Here is a 15,267-nt window from a genome sequence, read left to right on the forward strand (position 1 = left end):
GGACGATCGTCATTTTGATACAATCCATTCTAACGATGCCGACATCCTGCATCCAGTCAGCGCGGAACCGAGGTCACCGCGCACGTCGGTCACATCGAGATCAGACTGACACGCGCCGCGTTCTCGAAGAGCGACGAATGCCCTGCCGACACCAGGTCGATGGCGACAACAGGGCCTCCACGCCGACCGTCCTCATCTGCGGTTTTCAGGCCGACCCTAACGATTGTTTCGACTTATCCCGCAGTCGTTGTGCTGATGAAGCAACAGCTTCACTGGTAAAAGCGCCATGGAACTCTGGGATATCCCTATCATCGTTGCCGGTAATGAAAGTGGCGTGGCGTATACGATTGGAGACAGCCGAGCGGCCATAGACTTCTTGCTGATGCGCTGGCCTTGCACGCTGAACCACAGCTACCAGACCGCCATTTATGTCTGTGGCCGGTCGATAGCCGACAGAAACGAAAACGCGGCGGCTCAGGAAGCCTTCATTGCCGCTCTGTCTGACGCGGATATTGCCTTCGACTTCATGCCCGCGTCATCTCAGGGTGGACAGGCCAAGGCTTAGCGCTGGATCGCACACCTCTCCTGGATGCCCGGCTATGCAAGGCTGCGACGTTCACTGGATGGGCGACGGTATTTGCCTCGGATCAGGCTCATCATGAAATACTCGCAGTCTGCGTCGCGCGCGACGCCAAGATTGAACTCGAATAGGCACTGCGAAATCTCGGGAGTTGTTGTGCGGATGGAGCGAGCGAAACCGATCATCGCTCCATTGGCAAGCGCAAGCAGCGGAGCCTTTGGCAGGCTGAACCTGGACGGCGCTGCTTTCCAACCGCAGCGACGAGCTACACCCGGCCGCAGACTCCGGCTTCAAATGCGGAATTACCGTTTGTCAAAACCCCATGGCTCTGGCGACAATCCACGTCGGAACCCCTGCCGTCAGGGCTGATGCCAGCAATACGGAGACTACCTTGATCACATAAGCCCGACGCCCGCGGGCGTCATCATCCCATTCGTATCTCATCGACCCAACCTCACACCCGGTCCTGAAATTGAACTACTGGTGTGAGGGACAAGTCGAGTCACAATTCTTCAACGTCATTAATAGAGGGTATTCCTGGCGCTATCAGTCTAAGCGCAGACTCTCAACGACCGCATCGAAAACGGCCTTCTTTTCCAAGTCGTTCGGCAGCTCCGCGTCGAGCGGACCGGTGGTTTGCCGATGTCGAAATGGTTTTCGACGGAACGACGCTCAACCCTGCTGGGTAAGAACCTCAATCGCTACACTGAGATGGAGGTGCCTGGTACTGTCGAATATCTGATCGATGAATTGAAGGAAAAGCGTCACAAGCCGGCTCCTGGCGCAGACCTGCTTCTTCCCAATGTCTACGATGAATTGATGGCCGACGTGATCGATGTGAAGGATCTCGGCAGCGGTGTGAACGGCGGTACCGAATGCGATCATCTCGCGTTTCGCAACAAGGACGTCGACTGGCAGATTTGGATCGCCCGAGGCGAGCACCCTTATCCCTGTCGATATGTGGTCACCGACAAGCAGGTTGACCGGGCACCACGGTACACCATCCAGATCAGGGATTGGAAGACAGGCACTGACGTTGCCGGGCTCGAGGCGGGGGAGGGCCTTGCGATCCCCGGTGTTCATAGTTTTGTCTCGACCGCGGAGGCAAGAGTCGGACGCTGCCTGACGCCGGTCAGCGTAGCCGGCGCGGCGCCCGTCGCGGCGTTGCGCGGCCGGTGTGTATAACGGCTGGGAGCCCCCACTCGAAAAGGCATTGTGAAAAACCATATCCGCCACATCTGGTGGCGAGGCGGATATGGGCGACAATGATCCATGCCGCTCGGGAAGCGATCGACTTGCGTCGCAAGCGGCTATGTGTCCGCCGTACTGGCGGTCGAAAGCGCTCCAGGCAAAAAAGGAGGGGGACGGGCTGTTCAACGCCCTACGGCCTCGGCTCCTGTGACACTAACCGTAGAAAGGTCGAAGGTCGTGACAGCAGAAACAGACAAAGGGCAGGGCGCGAAGCAAATGAGGCGCCTGTTCTTCATCGCCCTCGTCGAGCAGCTTCGTGTGGTCTGGCCAATCATGTCCGGGATCATTACGATAATGGTTGGATGTGGGGCTGCAATTTGGCGCATAGAGGATTGGGGGCTCGGCGAAGCTCTCTACTTCACCTTCGTAACAGGGCTCACCATCGGCTATGGCGATTTTACGCCCAAACATTTCTCGGCTCGGGTGCTCGCATTGGTAATCGGTTTTGCGGGGATTGTGTTGACTGGTCTCATTGCAGCGGTCACCGTCAAGGCCCTGAACGCGGCTGATCGGAACACTGCGAAATAAGAAAATTCAAGGCGCGCCAAGTCTTTCTTCCTGCCAGTGGTTGGCCTGGATCTGCCACTTCGTCGCCCGTGTCAGCTGTGAATCTCTAATGCAGAGGATTGGCACATTTGTTGTTTGACGGGCCACCCCCTCGAACAAGCCTTTCGGGGAGAGGCTATGTCAAGAGCGAGTTGTGGTGATGACCGCCACAAGGTCGTCGGGATCGAGCGAGATGCGCGCGACGAACACTTCGAGCTCATCCTCGTTCAAGGCGCCGCATCGGCAAGGGCCGGATCCGGTGCGGACCAGCGCAGGCTCCAATTGACGCTCAATGCCCCGAGGAGCAGATGCCAAGCCTTACGCGCAGTGTGGGTTCTACGCCGCCGCAGCTCGGCACACATGTACAGGCGGAGATCGCCAAGTGGACACCCTATCGTGCGCGATGCCAAGATTGAACTCGAACAGGCACTGCCCAAATCTCCGCAATTAGGTCGCAACTGCCACCAGAGTCCTCGCTCGTGAGCAAGTAGGATCGCTCGATCCCAAGGAGCGGATGCGTCCTTCGTACGCTACGAGCGGCGGGCAGCCCATCACGACCGCGGAAATCGCCCAGGCCTTCATCCTCGAGACCGAGATTGGAAAAGAGGACGCCAAGCTCGAGCAGATTTGGAAATCGGTTCTCGCAGACCTTCTCGTTAGGGAACCGCGTCAGGTAGGTGAAAGGTCGACGGTCAGCATCACCTCGGCTTTGGTCCATCGCTCTCGTGATCTTGGTCGTTCTCATCTTCCAAGTCTTCCTCCAGATCGATATCGGGCGTTTGGACGACCATGCGTCCGTGGCGGATCGATGTAACTTCGATTTGCTCCATCATAAGAGCTCCAACGATATGAAAATTGTTGGAGTGGACGACCCCGAACGGCATCGAACTGTGCCAGCATGAGGTCGCAACAGATCTCAAACAAAGGAGGCCGTCCGTGGAACAGATTATCAGGGTCGGAATGGACACGTCTAAGCATTTTTTCCAGCTTCATGGTGTGAATGCTGCCGAGCAGCCGGTGCTGCGCAAGAAGCTGCGGCGCAAGGAGATGGTGGCGTTCTTCGAGAAGCTGCCGCCGACGGTAGTGGGGATCGAGGCGTGCGGGGGGTCGCATCACTGGGCGCGGTTGCTTGGATCGCTGGGGCACGAGGTGAAGCTGCTTCCGCCGCAATACGTCAAGCCCTATGTCAAGCGCGGCAAGAACGATGCCGCCGATGCCGAAGCGGTGTGCGAGGCGATGAGCCGGCCGACGATGCGCTTCGTTCCGATCAAGAGCGCCGAGAGCCAGGCGACGTTGATGCTGTTTGGCATGCGCGACCGGCTGATCCGTAACCGCACTCAACTCGCCAACGCGATCCGAGGTTATGCCGCCGAGTTCGGACTGACTGCCGCCAAGGGCATGTACAAGGTCGAGTCGCTGCTCGAGCGCATCGCAGCCGATGAGAATTTGCCCGAGTTGGCGCGCGCGCTGTTTGCACTTCACGCGAAGGAATATGCGCAACTGCAAGCGGAACTGGAGACCATCGAGGCAAAGCTGATGGCGTGGCACCGCGAAAACGAGTGCAGCCGGCGGCTGGCCCAGATCCCCGCTGTCGGCCCGATCGTCGCCTCGCTGCTGACCATGAAGACGCCGGCGCCCGAGCTCTTCCGATCGGGCCGCGACTTCGCCGCCTGGATTGGTCTGACGCCCAGGGATCATTCGACCGCCGGAAAACCCCGGCTTGGCGTCATCACGCGCGCGGGCGATGAAGCGTTACGAACCGCAATGGTGGTAGGTGCGACTTCACTTCTTCGTCAGGTTCGTGCCGGTCGTGGCAAGAACGCCTTGCCCTGGCTTGTCAACCTGCTCAAGCGCAAGCCGCCCAAGCTCGCGGCCGTGGCGCTGGCCAACAAGATCGCCCGCATCGCTTGGAAGATGATGGTCACCGGCGAAAATTATCGAAAACCTGCTGTTCAGCGACCTGGCATGTGCAGCTTAAGTGATCAGTCGGTTACGGTGAGCGGAGAGACAAAGCTACCGTGCTGATCTGATGCGTGAACTTGCAAGAAACAGCAGATGGTATGATCGATCGATTCGGGACTCGTGACACTCCGCTTGGCGCAATGGTCGCTGTAGTCGCAATGGCAGCTGCAGGTCGCAAAATTGTTTGGAACACGAGTCGCGAACCCCATCTTGGCCAGCGTTCATTTGTGAGCGCGACAACAGGCCGAACATATGCACGCAAGCGATCCGATCAAAATCACTGCCAAAACCCTTGCAAGGAGGGGGTCGTCCACATATGCAGCCTCACTTTGCCAGAGCGCCGGCTGCTGTTCACTCCCATGGGATCTGATTGTGCAAATCTCTGACGAGCGTTGCCTTGTGGATGGAGCCAGCAAGACCGATCGTGGCTCTATCGGCAAGGCGCGATCAGCGGAGCCGTTGACATGCTGGACCTAGATGCAGTCCGCATCGCACGCGGCTTCTCGCTGAAATGCACGACGTCGCGCCGCGGGCGGCGGAACCCGGAGACTTAACAGCAGTTGATCTACGGGAAGGAGAAATGCCATGTCGTCCCCAGGATCAGACTCCAAAAAATCGATAAAAGGCGCCTCAGAAGCATTGGGCACAGCACCACCGGCGGCGTCCCATTTGCCCCGCGCGGGCGCAGCACCACCCCCCACGCCGGCGGCATCCCATCTGCCCCGTTTGACGCTTGAACAACGATGCTTCCTCGAGGCCTATCGATCCGGCCAAGTGGACGAGGGACAGTTTCAACAGCGCCTGGCTGAAGATCCGGTTCTATCGGATTACGTCCGCAGGATATGCCGCGGTCAGTGATTGCCGCGCAGCGAGGCAAAGGTCCGACCTTTGCATCGAACCGGACCTATCCCCTTGCCGTCTCATGGCCTAGTCTAATGAGCAAGGCAGCGGCGACGATTGCAAGTGTGATGCCTGCGCCGCTTGCTGCTCGGATGCTCAGTCATGCGAGGCTGCGACATTTACTGTATGGGTCATTACCTCGCATCAGCCCCATTATGAGATCCTCGCCCCCTTCTCTTGCAAGGATACGCCGGCATGGGACCGTTTCGACGCGTTCCTCAGGGTCCGGCTTCAACACATAGAGCCGGTCTTGGCAGGACGAGAATGGCTCGCCTGGACCCTCTCCGTCGCCGACACACTCACGGCGGATGTGCTGCGCCTTGTCGATCGGTTCGACGGGCTGGCGGAACATTCCCGCCTGTCGTGGCCATGTCGCACGCGCCACGGCCCCCCGGCCTTCCTAAAGGCACATGCAGACCAGATGGCGCGGCGGCAGAGTAAGCAACATAGAGGCCAAAAGCTGACAGCTGCGAAATCATCGTCTCTTCCGCATTCATAAGCCAGGGGTTTCTCCGTCAGCCGGTACTGGTGCACATCGGCGAGCGCAAACACAGCTCCCGAACTTGAATTCGGCTGCTTTTGATTGTTGCGGTATCGCCTGATGAGCGTAACATCAAATGCCCCAACGGAGGGGACGCTGGGGAGATCAAATCTCCCCGTTAGGGAGGACACAAAGATGTCGCTCTTGAACCTCCTATCTCTCGACGACAAGGACATCGACACGGTTACGACCGTGGTCAGGACCTGGGCGAGAAACATCGTGTCGCATTCGACAGCGAGTGCGGACAGGCCGCCCTGGCGGCGGCGGTAAATCGGGTGATTGCCGGTGAAAAAACAGCCGAGGCGCTGAACGAGGCTATTACCATCCAGATGCACGTGGCGCAGTAAGAGCCCGTTCGGTTGAGGGCAAGGCGCTGCGCCAAGGCACTCAGACCATCATAGCTGCCGCTAAAAAAGGCTGATGTATGAAGAGCAAAGGCGGACATTTCTGTCCACCCTTGCAAAGCTGGCCCATGATGATCAGCTCCCTTGCCACCGCGCCCTCGTGATAAGCCGCATTGAAATTATACAACGTTAACAAAGCGTCCCAAGCGCTGGAGGAGGCGCCGCTTTCTTCAACGAAATCCGCGAGAAGGCGGCCGTTCGCTGCGCGATGGCGAACACGACCACATAGCCGCTATGGCGGGACGTCGGTGATCCGAGGTGCGCAACGATCATGAGAAGCCCGCCATATTCGGCGCGCCAAGAAGAACGCATCCGCAGCGCATGGCGATCGAACGCGAGACCAAACGTAAGCGCTGTTTTCCTAGCACATTGACCAAGAACGTTGGCCCGTTTCGGACGCTGCGGTTGTGATAGAGGTGGCAAGAATGCGCCATGAGCGGAAGTCAATCTGATCCGGACGAATGCTCACTGATGCCCCGTTGGGGCCGCTCACTAACGGCGGCCGCATTGTAATTGAGCGGAACTTTGCCGTACGTCTCCAAAGGACGCGGCAGGTGCGCTATTTCCAAAAAGTTGATTTGACAACCCGCCGTCCTCGCGCCGAGGTTGATTTAGTGTTGCCTAATATGCATCGACTAGAGCGCCGTACCTTTAATCGAACCCATAGCCTGCGGCTGTAAAATAGTTTCGACATTCTTGGCTGTTGAAGAGGTTGCAGATGGATCCGAGCGCATTTGAGAGTGCGTCAAACGTGCGAGCGGCGGCGGCTCGGAGATGGGCCTTAATTTTGGCGAAGGCCATTTCGATCGGGTTCAAATCTGGCGAATAAGACGGCAGAAACAGGAGCCACGCACCAACTTCCTTGAGGCAGGCTTTGGCTTTATCGCTCTTGTGAACGCGAAGATTATCCAGGATGACGACATTGCCTGGTTCGAGTGTCGGCGCAAGCTGGGTCTCGATGTAGGTGTCGAAGATTTCCCGGTTCATCGGCCTGTCAATAATCCAGGGCGCAGTAAGACCGAAACAGCGCAAGCCTGCAATGAATGTCTGTGTCCCCCAGTGGCCAAAGGGCGCATCCGTGATGAGACGCTCGCCGCGCGGGGAGCGCCCACGCAGTCTCACCATCTTTGTGTTCACCGAGGTTTCGTCCAAGAAAACAAGTCGATGCGGTTCAAATCGCATCCGGGGTTGGCGTTTCGAAATCCAGACATCACGATCCTTTCGGATATCAGCGCGAGCGCGTTCCGACGCCATTATCTGTTTTTTTATATGTGTATCCCTGCGTTATCAAAAACCGCGACAGGGACGATGGTGGAATAACCAATCCATGTTCATCCTCAAGGCGACGGGCAAGCTCTGGCATGGTGATATCCGGTTTGCCTTCGACCTGTGCGACCAGGAAATCGCGAAACGCCGACAGTTTCCCTGCACCTGGTGGCCTTCCTTGACGCGCGGGGGTTATCAGCCCAGTCCGCTCCCGGCGTTGCAGCAGCTTGATCGCACTGCTGTCGCTGATTGCGAAATGACGGGCAGCGGCTCGCCGTGATTGGCCGCTAGCGACCATGGAAACAACACGCTGACGAAGATCAACAGAATGAGATTTACCCATGTGATTCACCTCCAACCGCAGTGAATCACACCAATACCCTCGTGAAAACCCCACTCGATTCTCAATTCAAGTGCGATGCTCTAGACGGAGGAAGCGATGAACACGATTACGCACACGTTATCCCTCACATTGGGCGTTGCTGTTGCGGCGGGGAGCGCTGGTTTAACGCCGTTCCCCACAACCGTACTTGCCCAGGATCACTCGCACGACGCCGTAGGCTTCGAAGGGAAAGTTATACTGAAGACGACGACAACAGCTACCGACCAACCATTGACTCTGCCGCAGACTGATAAGCCGGAAGTAACGTCGATGGTCATTACAATCCAACCGAACGGTCACAGCAATCTTCATCGACATCCGGTTCCAATCATCGCTCATGTTGGAAGGAACGCTGGAAACTCGGGTTGAGGGGGTCTCAAGAACCTATAAGGCTGGGGAGGCTGTAGTACCCCCATGCAAGCCTTCAATCCTGGCGGCGTCCCCACGAAACTCCTGGTCGTGATGATTGGAGAGGAAGGCAAACCCAACTCCATTGCCGTCAAATAGCATTCGAGAACGGCGGCAGCCGGCTAGTTGTTTAGCTGGGTGAGAATGCTCGCTACCGGACCAGATCAGGCCTGTAATTAGGATCGCTGGCCGGGACCGCTCATGCGCCAGCGACTGAGAGCGTAAGACTCCCGCCGCAAAATAGGGCGCGCTCCGAACTCGCAATTATTAGCGCGCTCACGAGAGTCCGCTTCAGTCGGAATCTCTTTCCTCGATTCCGGCTGCAAACCGCAAATTCATGAAAGGAGCGTTTCGATGCAGATCATTCAAAATCGGCGCACCTTCCTGACCAGTCCCACGGCGGCCGGGAGCGCATGGCCGTTTAAGGTTCGGCCAACCAACGCTGCTGCGGAACCGGCACCGGAAACGACGTCTGTCCGCTTGCCGCGGTGGGTTGGTGGTTCCTACTGCTGGGCAGGCGCGTACATCGCCGGAGAACTGATGCGCGAAGAGGGCTTCACCGACGTCCGCTACGTCGAGGGCGACAGGAGCGTCGACCAATCGGAGTGGATCGCACGGGGTGAGACCGATTTCTCTGTGAACTTTCCGCCGAATCAGATCGCGTCGATCGACGCGGGCGTGCCCGTGAAGGTGCTAACTGGGTTGCACCGGGTAGCCCAAAAATATGAACTCAGCTAACCATTGGATTTTGCTCATCGAATGGTGAAACTATTGAACTCGGTAAAAACCATGGCGTCGGTCTCAGGATGCATTGCGAATGCATCGAGCGACCGACGCCCGCTCTTCGGACGGAAAAGCGGTTGGTGCCCAAGGGTGACAAATCTGATAAGACCCACGTCTTTTCGCCGGCCCCATGGAGGGGTAGTGGGTAGATAACTTCGCAAATGGCAAGTCGAATTGATAGGACTAAACGACCGAATTTTCGTTGCCACGACATAGCATGTCGTCAACAACTACTGCGTGTCACCTAGCTTCGAGGCCAGGCTATTCTTGCCGCGATGGCTTCCGCAATTTCGCCAGCCTCCAGATGGGCGCAGTCTTGAACATATCACGGACCAGCGGCAAACGATTAGTTCTAGCCTGGGGCTTTTTCTTAACCGGGACCTGGCAATCTAGTAGTTTGCATCCGTCGGGCACAGTTCTCGTTAGGCCGCAGGCAGGGAGCCCCTGCTGCTGATCATAGGTCGGTTGTTGTGAGATGGCTTCTCCTTAAATGACGGACCATCATACTCGATGTCCTCGGAAGGGCGGCCATCCCATAATCAACACACGCACTGATCAAGGAAGAACTTGTCGCCGTTTTTCGTATTGACGGTTTCTCGGATTGCCGGAACACTTTTAGTCAGAAGTGGAGATGAAATGGCAAACGAAGATCGGGTCAAGCTGCTGAAAGAGCTGCTGGAGCGACAGAACATCAAGGAACTTCAGTCCCTTATAGCGGACGGATGCCCAGTGGTCGAGCTGAAGGCGGCAACTGCCGACACCTCGTGGAGGTTTGTGTTGACCAATTCCGGACGCGGCGTCTCGATCGCAAAACTGGACGACCTTTTGACGGAGTGGACGCAGGCGCTCAGCGGCCTCAAAACTGCAGCCGCACGCCTACGTGTGCAGGACATGGACGATCCTAGCCGCGCTGCGGAGTTTGAGCAGGTAAGGGTGCGCACTGCCGTCGCCCGCATCGCGGAAAATACCCAGTTGGCCGGCATTAGGATCAATCGCCATTTGCGCGCTGGCGAACTGTCCCCGCCACCCGAAACAGCTATCGACGACTGCCTCAGGGAGCGGGGTTTCCAATGGAACGGTGGTGATACTGTCCATGAAATCTGGTCCGAGGAGCATGAAGCTCGTCTTCAAGCCGCAAAAGCGGAACACGCGGCAAGAAGACAACTGGCTCAAACGTCCAAGGCAGGCATCGATGCATCAGTCCTTTGATCTCTCCCGGGTCGCCGCTTTCCGCGTTCAAGCGCGTCGTGATGACGACGAAGCTTTTGCGGAAGCCGCAAATCGCCATCTCAGTGAAGGCTTGCCAGTAGCGGAGATCCAACAGGCCATCGAGTGCACGGACTGGAGATACGTGCTCGAGAACTGCGGTGACCAAATCGAGCTTTCGCGCCTATCCGATCTCAAGGCCTGGTACTTCCAATTGGTCGACCAGATCGAAGAGAACCTTGAGGGTATCCTCCAGGTTATACCAGCGAGCGCAGAGTGCGACTCACTTGGGATTCCCGAATCGGTGAAAATCTGAATCCATGGGGCAAACGGGAGGTTTGCAATGGGTTCGGCGATTGCATTGCGCGATGATTTTGATGGTCCTGCTCTGCGGCAGTTCGCGAAAGGGACCAAGGATGCCGCTCAAGCGCGGCGGCTTCTGGCGTTGGCGGAAATTTATGACGGCGGCTCGCGTACAGATGCGGCCCGGATCGGGGGCGTGACCTTGCAGATTGTTCGCGACTGGGTCGTTCGTTTCAATGAGCACGGGTCGGCCGGGCTCCTCAACGGCAAGGCTCCCGGCAATCGGCCCAAGCTGAATGATGATCAGCGCCAGGCCTTGGCCAAGATTGTAGAGCGTGGTCCGATCCCGGCTATCCACGGTGTCGTTCGGTGGCGGCGCAAGGATCTGGTCCAATGGATCTTCCAGGAATTCCGGATCTCGATGGACGAGACCACGGTTGGTCGCGAATTGAAGGCTCTCGGCTTTGCCAAGCTGTCTGCCCGGCCGCGCCACTACGCCCAGAATGAACCCGAAGTGGACGCTTTTAAAAAGAGTTCCCTGCCGCATTGGCAGCCATCAGAAGCAGCCTCCCGAAGAATACCGAGATCGAACTCTGGTGGGCCGACGAGGCGCGCATAGGTCAGAAAAACAAGATCACCCGCCGATGGGCTCGCCGTGGCACCCGACCTTCAGCGCCGCTGGATCAACGGACGATGTGGGCGTACATCTTCGGTGCCATCTGCCCCAAGAAAGGTAAGGGCGCGGGCCTCGTATTGCCCTATTGCGATACCGACGCCATGAATCAACATCTGCTGGAAATCAGCCAGGCAGTCGATGACGGCGCTCACGCGGTCCTCATCCTCGATCAAGCCGGATGGCACGTCACGCCGAAGCTCAGCGTCCCTGACAACATCACATTGCTGTTCTTGCCGCCGCGTTCGCCTGAATTGAACCCTGTCGAAAACGTCTGGCAGTTTATGAGGGACAACTGGCTGTCGAACCGCATCTTCACAGACTACGAGGACATCGTCGCTCACTGCTGTGCCGCCTGGAACAAACTCGTCGCGCAACCCTGGAAGATAATGTCCATTGGACTGCGCGAGTGGGCGCATCGGTTTTGATCAATGCATGTTGGTATTAGCGAAGTCCAAGGCAGCCCTAAGGCGATGCTTCGGCTTCTGGAGGCGCGAGAGGAACTCGGCCGTTATTGCCACGAAGCCTATATCGATGGACTTCGTGTCCAGCGATTTCTTCTGCCGGAGGACGAACCGCCAGCGCCTGACCTGGATATTCAAGGGGTTCTCGCACGCGCGGGAATGACGTGGGATGGCGGTTTCGAAGTCGAAGCTGCTCCTGGCGAAAACGCGAAACTGTTTACGGACGCTTGCGCGCTGTGGGCGTGGGAGACGTTTCGTATTCTTAGCGGTTATGCGACTTTTGCAGCGAAGGACCGTGCGACCTCGGCGGCTTCCAGGGCAGCCTCCAAGCGAGCCGAGGTCTTGTATGGATAGTGCTTCCAACACCACCAGTCGTCGCGTTCTCCCTTGACAAAACTGAAGCCAGCCCAGTCCCCGCAATGGCATTTCCGGCCGACGAGTGTGGGAGCACGCTGCAGTGTCGGCCGATCGATGTCGTTCATAATCCCTCCTTGAGGACCCAACCCGTCTTGGTTCTTTTCCACCCGCGTTTGGCGGCTCTAAGATCAGCCTCGGCTGTCGCTTTCCGTTTCGCGTCCAGCAGACCATCTGCCCAAACCGTTATGCGGAAACGACCGACGGCGAAGATGTATCGGTCGGTGTCCGCTCTGCGCCCCGAAGCATAGCCCGCTCGGAAGAGCTTCTTTGCGAGGCTGATGTTGACCCTGTTCTCGAAGTTCGGTCCCTGAGCCTGCCACCATTTACGAAAGGCGGTCTCGAAATTCGGCTTTGCTGTCCGGCTAGTCCTGTCCAGCACGTTCAACCTCCCGATCAAACGTGGGCGTCCATCCCCGCGTCATTCCGCGGCTCATTGCTGCCTCGGCCAATGCCAGTTGCATGCGCAAATGCTTGATGTCACCGAGCAGTGTCGCGATGGTCGCCTTGGCATCTTCGTCGTGGAAGGCGAGGGCGGCTTCAACCTCAAAGGCGACGTCCATTTGCTTTGCGGGCTTAATCGACATGGCCCGCTTCTCGAACGACGTCATAGAAGGCCTGCACGACGTCGCTCGCATCTCCGGCGCATTGGAACCAGACCGGTTTGCGCATCACGATGCTGGAACCGACGGCATTGAAGTAGCCACAGGCTCTCTTTGTGGCGGGGTCGACCGCAATGTCGAAATAGCCGAGCGGGCCTCCGGAAGCCATGTCGTAGGCGTTGGCAGAATAGAGGCTCCAGCCCTGGTAGTTGGGCATCATTATCATGATTGCCATTAGAAGCGGATGGATTTCGGCCATTGTCGCTTCCGTTGGCGGCGTCCAGTAAGTACCTGTGATGTCTTGAGCGCGCAGCTTTGCGATCGGCATGTGTGGCATGGCCGTCGTCCTCTTCAATGGATCGGATGTTCCTATTATGTTCTCTTTTGTGGCCCAGTCAACATTCGGATATGACGAGACAAGGAAAACTCATTCGAGGGCCAGCTCAACGAGGACGATCGCTCGGAGTTCCTCCGGAGGCGATTTGTCCTGGCTCCTGGTGATTACTCTTGAGCATGTGCCAGCGACACTAGATCACCAGACTCATAGACCGTGAAAATGTTCTTATGCTCGATTGTGCCGTCGCTTGTTTCGATCTTGATATTCGAAATCCCCTCGGGCCGCACACGGAGCACATCCGGTAGTCAGTTAGTCGCCGGGCGACGGATCTATATATGTCTATCGCCTCGCCGTGGCCTGCTTCCATGACCTCGGCGTGATCCAACGTCTTGGGGATTTTTTCCGCGCCGGCATCCCCCAGCCTTCGACTTCGTCTCCCTTCGGTAACACGACGTAGCGAAGACCGTCATCGTGGATGTACTGGGAGTAAATTTCGACCATTCCTGAGCCTGCGTCCGACCGCGTTAGGCCCCGATAGTGAGCCGCACAAAAGAAACCCGGCAAACGGTTCTTGGCAGACGCATTACGTACTTAACAGCTATTGCAAAGGCGGCACGTCAAGCGCGCATGTGCCTTATTCCTATAGGATGCGGCCCGTCCGCATCCGCCGATGATCTGGAGTGCGATCCTGAGAAAAGGAGTCCATTCAACGGTAGTCGTTGGCTTTTCAGAGCCAAGCTGCAGTCGTACAACTTCTGCGCGCACCTATCGACAGACCGGTCATCGGACGATTTCGACTCCCAACCAGAGTCCCAAGTGTTCGGGTTGAAGGAATCACTGGGCTCTGCCACCATTCGCCGGTTCCCTTGATTCCGGAACGAGTCGTCAATGTTGGGCGTGAACCATGACGTCTGCGAATGATCCTGTCTAAGCCAGAAACCGCGAGGGAAAACGCGATGACAGCCGCCGAGAAAAGGCTAGACCTTCAGTACGATGCCGTTGAACAAGCGATTGCTTGGCACTCGGGTAACATGAGGGCAGCCATTGTCACGCTGATCGACGACTGCAAGCACCTTAGAGATCAGCTCGACACCGCACAGAAATGCATGAGCAAAGGCCTGACACGAGGTTGGGTTCCAAGTCCGGAGCGCTAGAGTGATGATCGGCGGGTATTCGTGTGCCGCAGAGCAGGTACTCGATTCCCGTCGTTCTTTAGCGGACGCTAATCGCCTATATCACCCCCTTCAGACACGAAGGAACAACATGACAAAGAAGCTGAACTCGTTGGAAGCGACAAGGGACTGCGTCTTGACGGCCCGTCCGTTCAAGGGAGCTTTCATGTACATGGCTGTTGCTGTTGCCGTCACGGCCTGGTCGGTGACGGAAACGCATAAAGCGCCGATCCCTGCGGACGAACAGGTCGCGACCGTCATTCACTGAGAAATCTTCGAAGGTAAGACTTAGGCACCAAGCGACCTAGTGGGCGGTTGAATTTAGACGGAAAGTACTTCGAGATGCTGCCCTCTCGACTGGCGTTTTCCGCTTCCCAACCGAATTTCCAAGCATCATGGCGCGCCACCCAGTCACCGAGTGCGACTTCGTCTTCCTTGGGTAGGCGTTCCGGCTTGAGATAGGGGTTTTCGTGGACCTTGAGGCCAAGAATGCGTGCCCTACGCCATATCATTGCTCCGCTAAAGGACTGCGACTTGCAGCATCGCCAACATGGCGATTGGAAGTATCCGGGCTTCGCGCGAAATCGCCGGTTCAAAATCTCACAGGGCAAGATCGTACATGGGGCCGGAACCAACCGTCCTCAATGAAGTTTTTTGTAAAACGCGGAGGATGTCATGCAGATCACAGGGACACGTATAGCACCAGAAGGTCAGATGATTGCCGTCGAGTTTTTGGGGGAGGGTGGCGAGTATATCTCAGTCGTCATGAGCAATGCCGACAACAGCATCGACACAGAAAATGCCTTGCAGCATGCGCAGGCGCTTCTGGCCCAAGTCTCGAACTTCGGCAATGAGGTGGAGGCACCAATCAATCGGTATGATGCTCTGAGCAACGGCAACTTGGAAGAAAGCGTCGGAGGTCCAACTCAAGCGACGAGTCTCGATGCGGGCATGGACGATACTCCGAGCGATCTCGAGACATCAGCAACACCGCCAACCCAATCGTCCAAAGTCCCCTTCTGAGGCAGTCTGCAACAGTCCCGATAGAGCGTCGTAGCGGGCACCGAAGCCGT

Annotated in this window: 17 protein-coding genes and 3 pseudogenes; 13 read left to right on the plus strand and 7 right to left on the minus strand. The window is 57.2% G+C overall.

Annotation, left to right across the window (positions count from 1 at the left end):
* Positions 1 to 286: 286 nt before the first annotated feature.
* From LPU83_RS66580 to LPU83_RS66590, 4 genes and pseudogenes are all read left to right on the plus strand, one after another.
* Positions 287 to 565 (plus strand): DUF982 domain-containing protein, encoded by a 279-nt coding sequence (locus LPU83_RS66580; protein WP_024318711.1) that lies wholly within the window; start codon positions 287 to 289, stop codon positions 563 to 565.
* A gap of 657 nt (positions 566 to 1,222) precedes the next feature.
* Positions 1,223 to 1,558, plus strand: a pseudogene (locus tag LPU83_RS74795) (DUF2092 domain-containing protein); the annotation flags it as partial.
* A gap of 24 nt (positions 1,559 to 1,582) precedes the next feature.
* Positions 1,583 to 1,799: pseudogene (locus tag LPU83_RS74800) on the plus strand (hypothetical protein).
* Positions 1,800 to 2,047: 248 nt separating this feature from the next.
* Entirely contained in the window at positions 2,048 to 2,359 is a 312-nt protein-coding gene (locus LPU83_RS66590) for a potassium channel family protein (RefSeq protein ID WP_024318710.1), read from the plus strand.
* A 716-nt stretch (positions 2,360 to 3,075) separates the two neighbouring features.
* Here the strand turns inward: LPU83_RS66590 and LPU83_RS75235 are convergent.
* Positions 3,076 to 3,207 carry a hypothetical protein gene (locus tag LPU83_RS75235; protein WP_258579804.1) on the minus strand — a complete coding sequence of 44 codons (132 nt, stop codon included), beginning with the start codon at positions 3,205 to 3,207 and terminating at the stop codon, positions 3,076 to 3,078.
* Between the two features lie 106 nt (positions 3,208 to 3,313).
* Between LPU83_RS75235 and LPU83_RS66595 the strand changes: the two genes are divergently transcribed.
* Together LPU83_RS66595 and LPU83_RS74805 are read left to right on the plus strand one after the other, a co-directional pair.
* Positions 3,314 to 4,402: an IS110 family RNA-guided transposase gene (locus tag LPU83_RS66595; protein ID WP_024318708.1), complete on the plus strand. Its 1,089-nt coding sequence runs from the start codon at positions 3,314 to 3,316 to the stop codon at positions 4,400 to 4,402.
* Between the two features lie 1,021 nt (positions 4,403 to 5,423).
* Positions 5,424 to 5,738, plus strand: a pseudogene (locus LPU83_RS74805) (glutathione S-transferase family protein); the annotation flags it as partial.
* A gap of 1,097 nt (positions 5,739 to 6,835) precedes the next feature.
* Here LPU83_RS74805 and LPU83_RS66600 read toward each other — a convergent pair.
* Positions 6,836 to 7,793 (minus strand): IS630 family transposase gene (locus LPU83_RS66600; protein ID WP_112334086.1). Its coding sequence is split into 2 segments (ribosomal slippage): positions 6,836 to 7,441 and positions 7,443 to 7,793, totalling 957 coding nucleotides; the frame shifts between segments, so codons are not numbered across the junction.
* 96 nt (positions 7,794 to 7,889) lie between these two features.
* Between LPU83_RS66600 and LPU83_RS66605 the strand changes: the two genes are divergently transcribed.
* From LPU83_RS66605 to LPU83_RS66625, 5 genes are all read left to right on the plus strand, one after another.
* The gene (locus LPU83_RS66605; RefSeq protein WP_037071701.1) at positions 7,890 to 8,201 is read left to right on the plus strand and encodes a cupin domain-containing protein; all 312 of its coding nucleotides are present in this window, start codon (positions 7,890 to 7,892) and stop codon (positions 8,199 to 8,201) included.
* Between the two features lie 393 nt (positions 8,202 to 8,594).
* Complete coding sequence (locus LPU83_RS66610) at positions 8,595 to 8,978, plus strand: substrate-binding domain-containing protein (RefSeq protein ID WP_024319206.1); 384 nt, start codon at positions 8,595 to 8,597, stop codon at positions 8,976 to 8,978.
* Positions 8,979 to 9,659: 681 nt separating this feature from the next.
* Positions 9,660 to 10,232, plus strand: coding sequence for a hypothetical protein (locus tag LPU83_RS66615; RefSeq protein ID WP_040680909.1), 573 nt, complete (start codon positions 9,660 to 9,662; stop codon positions 10,230 to 10,232).
* A complete protein-coding gene (locus LPU83_RS66620) occupies positions 10,216 to 10,545 on the plus strand; it encodes a hypothetical protein (protein ID WP_040680912.1) in 330 nt (109 codons plus the stop codon). The genes LPU83_RS66615 and LPU83_RS66620 overlap by 17 nt, the downstream gene beginning before the upstream one ends.
* A gap of 27 nt (positions 10,546 to 10,572) precedes the next feature.
* A protein-coding gene (locus LPU83_RS66625) for an IS630 family transposase (protein WP_112334090.1) occupies positions 10,573 to 11,633 on the plus strand; the annotation gives its coding sequence in 2 pieces (ribosomal slippage) (positions 10,573 to 11,065 and positions 11,065 to 11,633; 1,062 coding nt in all).
* A 305-nt stretch (positions 11,634 to 11,938) separates the two neighbouring features.
* Here the strand turns inward: LPU83_RS66625 and LPU83_RS66630 are convergent.
* The 4 genes from LPU83_RS66630 to LPU83_RS66640 are packed head-to-tail and all read right to left on the minus strand — an operon-like array spanning position 11,939 to position 13,022.
* Positions 11,939 to 12,151: a hypothetical protein gene (locus tag LPU83_RS66630; protein WP_040680913.1), complete on the minus strand. Its 213-nt coding sequence runs from the start codon at positions 12,149 to 12,151 to the stop codon at positions 11,939 to 11,941.
* Positions 12,148 to 12,465, minus strand: a complete 318-nt coding sequence (locus LPU83_RS72875) for a hypothetical protein (RefSeq protein WP_040680914.1) — start codon at positions 12,463 to 12,465, stop codon at positions 12,148 to 12,150. The genes LPU83_RS66630 and LPU83_RS72875 overlap by 4 nt, the downstream gene beginning before the upstream one ends.
* Complete coding sequence (locus LPU83_RS66635; protein ID WP_197901963.1) at positions 12,449 to 12,670, minus strand: hypothetical protein; 222 nt, start codon at positions 12,668 to 12,670, stop codon at positions 12,449 to 12,451. Before LPU83_RS66635 ends, LPU83_RS72875 begins: the two co-directional genes overlap by 17 nt.
* Positions 12,660 to 13,022: a hypothetical protein gene (locus LPU83_RS66640; protein ID WP_231052133.1), complete on the minus strand. Its 363-nt coding sequence runs from the start codon at positions 13,020 to 13,022 to the stop codon at positions 12,660 to 12,662. The genes LPU83_RS66635 and LPU83_RS66640 overlap by 11 nt, the downstream gene beginning before the upstream one ends.
* A 1,263-nt stretch (positions 13,023 to 14,285) precedes the next feature.
* On the opposite strand from LPU83_RS66640, the gene LPU83_RS66645 reads away from it, so the two are divergent.
* Positions 14,286 to 14,462 carry a hypothetical protein gene (locus LPU83_RS66645; RefSeq protein WP_157997393.1) on the plus strand — a complete coding sequence of 59 codons (177 nt, stop codon included), beginning with the start codon at positions 14,286 to 14,288 and terminating at the stop codon, positions 14,460 to 14,462.
* Here LPU83_RS66645 and LPU83_RS74810 read toward each other — a convergent pair.
* On the minus strand, positions 14,452 to 14,706 hold the full coding sequence (locus LPU83_RS74810; RefSeq protein ID WP_231052134.1) for a CrpP-related protein: 255 nt from the start codon (positions 14,704 to 14,706) through the stop codon (positions 14,452 to 14,454). The genes LPU83_RS66645 and LPU83_RS74810 overlap by 11 nt on opposite strands.
* Positions 14,707 to 14,869: 163 nt before the next feature.
* Here LPU83_RS74810 and LPU83_RS66655 point away from each other — a divergent pair, with 163 nt between their 5' ends.
* A complete protein-coding gene (locus LPU83_RS66655) occupies positions 14,870 to 15,217 on the plus strand; it encodes a hypothetical protein (protein WP_024319128.1) in 348 nt (115 codons plus the stop codon).
* The last annotated feature ends 50 nt before the right edge of the window (positions 15,218 to 15,267 follow it).

The sequence above is a fragment of the Rhizobium favelukesii genome (genome assembly GCF_000577275.2).
Classification (GTDB): Bacteria; Pseudomonadota; Alphaproteobacteria; order Rhizobiales; family Rhizobiaceae; genus Rhizobium; species Rhizobium favelukesii.

Coding starts and splice junctions, on each gene's coding strand:
- LPU83_RS74810 (WP_231052134.1), bottom strand. CDS start 14,706: ATGATATGGCGTAGGGCACGCATTCTTGGCCTCAAGGTCCACGAAAAC.
- LPU83_RS66630 (WP_040680913.1), bottom strand. CDS start 12,151: ATGAACGACATCGATCGGCCGACACTGCAGCGTGCTCCCACACTCGTC.
- LPU83_RS66610 (WP_024319206.1), top strand. CDS start 8,595: ATGCAGATCATTCAAAATCGGCGCACCTTCCTGACCAGTCCCACGGCG.
- LPU83_RS75235 (WP_258579804.1), bottom strand. CDS start 3,207: ATGGAGCAAATCGAAGTTACATCGATCCGCCACGGACGCATGGTCGTC.
- LPU83_RS66645 (WP_157997393.1), top strand. CDS start 14,286: ATGACAAAGAAGCTGAACTCGTTGGAAGCGACAAGGGACTGCGTCTTG.
- LPU83_RS66605 (WP_037071701.1), top strand. CDS start 7,890: ATGAACACGATTACGCACACGTTATCCCTCACATTGGGCGTTGCTGTT.
- LPU83_RS66590 (WP_024318710.1), top strand. CDS start 2,048: ATGAGGCGCCTGTTCTTCATCGCCCTCGTCGAGCAGCTTCGTGTGGTC.
- LPU83_RS66615 (WP_040680909.1), top strand. CDS start 9,660: ATGGCAAACGAAGATCGGGTCAAGCTGCTGAAAGAGCTGCTGGAGCGA.
- LPU83_RS66635 (WP_197901963.1), bottom strand. CDS start 12,670: ATGTCGATTAAGCCCGCAAAGCAAATGGACGTCGCCTTTGAGGTTGAA.
- LPU83_RS66620 (WP_040680912.1), top strand. CDS start 10,216: ATGCATCAGTCCTTTGATCTCTCCCGGGTCGCCGCTTTCCGCGTTCAA.
- LPU83_RS66580 (WP_024318711.1), top strand. CDS start 287: ATGGAACTCTGGGATATCCCTATCATCGTTGCCGGTAATGAAAGTGGC.
- LPU83_RS66655 (WP_024319128.1), top strand. CDS start 14,870: ATGCAGATCACAGGGACACGTATAGCACCAGAAGGTCAGATGATTGCC.
- LPU83_RS66640 (WP_231052133.1), bottom strand. CDS start 13,022: ATGCCACACATGCCGATCGCAAAGCTGCGCGCTCAAGACATCACAGGT.